The following is a 2,646-nucleotide window of genomic DNA, read 5'->3' as shown; positions in this document are numbered from 1 at the left end:
AAGGCCGCCGGCAAGAGCCTGCGCAAGGGCGACGCCCCCGTGCGTTCCGGCCGCTGGCAGATCATGATCAACGGTGAATCCTACAAGTGCATCGTGGCCGAAGCCGCCAAGAATGCCCTGGGTGAAGACCGCATCATGGAGCGCATCTTTATCGTGAAGCTGCTGCTCGACAAAAATACTCCCAACCGCATCGCGGGCGCCGTGGGCTTTAACCTGCGCGCCAACGAAGTGCACATCTTCAAAGCCAACACCATCATGGTGGCCGCCGGCGGCGCGGTGAACGTGTACCGCCCCCGCTCCACCGGTGAAGGCATGGGCCGCGCCTGGTATCCCGTATGGAACGCCGGTTCCACCTACACCATGTGTGCTCAGGTCGGCGCTGAAATGACCATGATGGAAAACCGCTTCGTGCCCGCCCGCTTCAAGGACGGTTACGGCCCCGTGGGCGCGTGGTTCCTGCTCTTCAAGGCCAAAGCCACCAACAGCAAGGGCGAAGACTACTGCGTGACCAACCGTGCCATGCTGAAGCCCTACGAAGATCGCGGCTACGCCAAGGGCCACGTCATTCCGACCTGCCTGCGTAACCACATGATGCTTCGCGAAATGCGCGAAGGCCGCGGCCCCATCTACATGGATACCAAGACCGCCCTGCAGACCACCTTCGCCACATTGAACGAAGAACAGCAGAAGGAACTTGAGTCCGAAGCCTGGGAAGACTTCCTCGACATGTGCGTTGGTCAGGCCAACCTGTGGGCCTGCACCAATACCGCTCCTGAAGAACGCGGTTCCGAAATCATGCCCACCGAACCCTACCTGCTCGGCTCCCACTCCGGCTGCTGCGGCATCTGGGTGTCCGGTCCCGACGAAGAATGGGTTCCCGAAGACTATAAGGTGCGTGCGGCCAACGGCAAGGTCTACAACCGCATGACCACCGTTGAAGGCCTGTTCACCTGCGCCGACGGCGTGGGCGCTTCCGGCCACAAGTTCTCCTCCGGTTCGCATGCTGAAGGCCGTATCGCCGGCAAGCAGATGGTGCGCTGGTGCCTTGACCACAAGGACTTCAAGCCCGAGTTCAAGGAAAGCGCTGATGAACTGAAAAAGCTCATCTACCGTCCGTACTATAACTTCATGGCCGGCAAGGACGCTTCCACCGACCCTGTGGTGAACCCCAACTACATCACGCCCAAGAACTTCATGATGCGTCTTGTGAAGTGCACCGACGAATACGGCGGCGGCGTGAGCACCTACTACACCACCTCCAAGGCTCTGCTCGACACGGGCTTCAACCTGCTTGCCATGATGGAAGAAGACTCCCTCAAGCTGGCCTCCCGTGACCTGCACGAACTGCTGCGCTGCTGGGAAAACTACCATCGCCTGTGGACGGTGCGCCTGCACATGCAGCACATCTCCTTCCGCGAAGAATCCCGTTATCCCGGCTTCTACTACCGCGCGGACTTCATGGCCCTGGACGACACCAAGTGGAAGTGCTTCGTGAACTCCAAGTACGATCCCGCCACCGGCGAGACCAAGATCTTCAAGAAGCCCTACTACCAGATCATCCCCGACTAGTCGGCGGCATGTAGCACAAAAGGGGCGGCCGCAAGGCCGCCCCCCTTGGCTGTAAGCTCTGTCACAGCCAGCGGGTGCAACAGGCGAAGGGCGCGGATGCGCTTCATCCGCCGCGCAAATGCTGCAGCATGCGGTTTGTATGTCCCCCGTCAGGCGGTTCGCCGCCACCGGAAAACTGCCGGGCATGATGGTGAGGCAAAGTCTCAAGGGCAACCGGGTACGGTTCCAGGCGGCCACATCGGAAACTGTGGCCGGCCGTCGGCAGTTGGCGCGAGCCGATGCCCGTAAGGTTTGGCCGGATGCGGCCACTCCTTTTTTCCGCGGCGAGGGGCGTTGTCACTTCTTCAGCCGCTATGCAACAACGCAGGAGGATATCCAGGATGTCCAATGCCATTCTCGTCGTGGGCGGCGGCTTTGCAGGCCTTACAGCCGCCATTGAAGCGGCGGAACTGGGTCACGACGTCTATATCGTCGAAAAGTCGCCCTGGCTTGGGGGCCGCGTGGCTCAGCTCAATAAATATTTTCCCAAACTCTGTCCCCCCTCCTGCGGCTTGGAAATCCAGTTCCAGCGCATCAGGAAAAATCCGCGTGTGAAGTTCTTTACCCAGGCCGAAGTTGTGGGCTTCAGCGGGGTCAAGGGCGACTATACCGTCAAGGTGCGCATCGAACCGCGCCGCACGGCGCCCCATAACGTGGATTTCAGCCTGCTGGCCTCCAGCCTTGACGGCGAAAGCCCCAGCGAATTCGACTTTGGCCTTTCAAAGCGCAAGGCTTTGTACAAGGCCATGCCTTTCGCCTTTCCCAGCCGCTACACCCTGGATACGCAGACTCTTTCCAAGGCCGACACGGCCCGTGTGGCGGGCAACCAGTTTCTGGATGTGGCCGAAGCCCCTCGCGAAATTGAACTGGGCGTGGGCGCTGTGGTCATTGCCACCGGCTGGAAGCCCTATGACGTCACCCGTCTGAGCAACCTTGGCGCGGGCAACGTGAAAAACTGTATTTCCAACATGCAGATGGAGCGTCTTGCCTCGCCCTGTGGCCCCACAGGCGGGCGCATCACGCGGCCCACGGACGGCC

Annotated in this window: 1 protein-coding gene and 1 pseudogene; both read left to right on the top strand. The window is 60.7% G+C overall.

All coding sequences use genetic code 11. The features are described 5' to 3' along the window. A partial coding sequence (gene aprA / locus V6C07_RS11590; protein WP_333536636.1) for an adenylyl-sulfate reductase subunit alpha occupies positions 1–1,569 on the top strand: 1,569 nt, incomplete at its 5' end. A gap of 380 nt (positions 1,570–1,949) precedes the next feature. Next, positions 1,950–2,646 (top strand): annotated as a pseudogene (gene qmoA, locus V6C07_RS11585) (heterodisulfide reductase subunit A); the annotation flags it as partial.

Origin of the sequence: Desulfovibrio sp. 1214_IL3152 (assembly GCF_036763055.1) — a bacterium.
GTDB lineage: Bacteria > Desulfobacterota > Desulfovibrionia > Desulfovibrionales > Desulfovibrionaceae > Desulfovibrio.
The sequence above is the reverse complement of the archived record's forward strand: the minus strand, read 5'-3'. Positions and strand labels throughout refer to the sequence as shown.